At 67.2% G+C, this 1,649-nt stretch carries 3 protein-coding genes; all 3 read left to right on the top strand.

What is annotated here, in order from left to right; translation table 11 throughout:
• Positions 1-605, top strand: a 605-nt coding sequence (fliP, locus tag RMO81_RS14145) for a flagellar type III secretion system pore protein FliP (protein ID WP_310476543.1), incomplete at its 5' end; no start/stop codon positions are given.
• Positions 602-889 (top strand): flagellar biosynthetic protein FliQ, encoded by a 288-nt coding sequence (locus tag RMO81_RS14140; protein ID WP_310476542.1) that lies wholly within the window; start codon positions 602-604, stop codon positions 887-889. The genes fliP and RMO81_RS14140, both read left to right, overlap by 4 nt.
• 148 nt (positions 890-1,037) lie before the next feature.
• A partial coding sequence (locus tag RMO81_RS14135) for a flagellar biosynthetic protein FliR (RefSeq protein ID WP_310476541.1) occupies positions 1,038-1,649 on the top strand: 612 nt, incomplete at its 3' end.

Here is a 1,649-nt window from a genome sequence, read left to right as displayed (position 1 = left end):
TGCTGCTGATGTCGGCGCTGACGCTGCTGCCGGCGGCGCTGTTGATGATGACCGCCTTTACCCGCATCGCCATCGTGCTGGCCATTTTGCGGCAGGCGCTGGGGCTGGGGCAGAGCCCGCCCAACCAGCTGCTGGTCGGCACGGCGCTGCTGCTGACCATCTTCGTGATGCGGCCGCAGCTCGACCGGATTTACGACGGCGCCTGGAAACCGATGGTGGCCGGCAGCCTGCCCGCTGAAACCGCGCTGGCGCGGACGGGGGCAGAGCTGAAGACCTTCATGCTGACGCAAACGAGGAGCAAAGACCTGACGCGCTTTGCCGAAATTGCCGGCGGCGGGCCTTATGCGAAGCCGGCCGATGTGCCGCTGCCAGTGGTGATGCCGGCGTTCGTGTCGAGCGAACTGAAGACGGCGCTGGAAATCGGCCTGGTGATCTATCTGCCGTTCCTGATCATCGATCTGATCGTGGCCTCGATCCTGATGGCAATGGGGATGATGATGGTGTCGCCGGCCACGGTGTCGTTGCCGCTGAAGATTGCGCTGTTCGTGATTGTCGATGGCTGGAGCCTCGTGCTCGGCGCACTGGCCAAGAGTTTTGGATCATGATCGGCGGTAACGCTCCCGACGATGTGATGCTGGGCGACCTGGCGCGGGAGGCCGTGCTGCTGTTTGCCGGCAGCGCGGCGCTGTTCCTGGTGCCGCTGCTGGTGGTCGCCGTGGTCGTGGGCCTGATCCAGACCATCTTTTCGGTGCAGGAAAGCAGCATTTCCTTCCTGCCCAAGCTGGCGGCGCTGGTGATGGTGACGGCCATTGCCGGCGAAGGCCTGATGCTGGGCCTGGCGGATTTTCTCGAAACCGGCCTGATCGACATGGTGGGGGCGATCCGGTGACGGCGGTGGTTCTACTCCCTCCCCCCTGCGGGGAGGGTCGACTCGCGCGTAGCGCGGCGGGGTGGGGGTCCGCCTTTCGTGACAACAACCGGGAACCCCCACCCCGCTCGGCTGGTGCCGAGTCGCCCTCCCCGCAAGGGGGAGGGAGTTGATTTCGCTGCCTGGCTTTGACGGCCTCGAATGGCTGGTCCGCTTCACGCTGGCCGCGGTCCGCCCGCTGGCCATGGTGGTGCTGCTGCCCGGCATCGCCGGCGCCGATTTACCGTGGCGCGGGCGATTGGCGCTGGTGGCGGCGCTGGCGGTGTTTGCCGCCTTCCGTCCCGGCGCTCCGGTTCTGAGCGGCGCAGACATTCCGGGCGAACTGCTGGCCGGGCTGGTGGCGGGGCTGGCGCTGGCGCTGGCCTTTGGTGCTGCCGGGTTGGCCGGCGAAATGCTGGCGCAGATGGTCGGCCTGGGGTTTGCGACCGTCCGTGCCGCTGATGGCAATGTCGGCGCGCTGTCGGCGTTGTTCACCACCTTGGCCTGGGTGGCGCTGCTGGCGGGCGATGTGCATCTCGATCTGTTTGCCCTGCTCATCACCATGACCGTCCCCAACTTGGGCCTGGGTGATATCGCGGCCTTTGGCGGGCTGATGTTCCTGTGGGGGCTGAAGGTGGCGCTGCCGATATTGGCGGTGCTGCTGCTGGCCAATGCCGTGGTGGCGATCGCCACGCGCGCGGCGCCGCAATTGTCGGCGATGGCGGTGGGGCCGGCGGCGCTG

Source organism: Sandarakinorhabdus sp. (assembly GCF_031422795.1).
Taxonomy (GTDB): domain Bacteria; phylum Pseudomonadota; class Alphaproteobacteria; order Sphingomonadales; family Sphingomonadaceae; genus Sandarakinorhabdus.
Note: the sequence above shows the minus strand (reverse complement) of the source record. Positions and strands in the feature narration are given on the sequence as shown.

Bases quoted from the DNA above. Each gene is read 5' to 3' on its own strand.
- RMO81_RS14140 (WP_310476542.1), top strand. From the start codon at position 602: ATGATCGGCGGTAACGCTCCCGACGATGTGATGCTGGGCGACCTGGCG.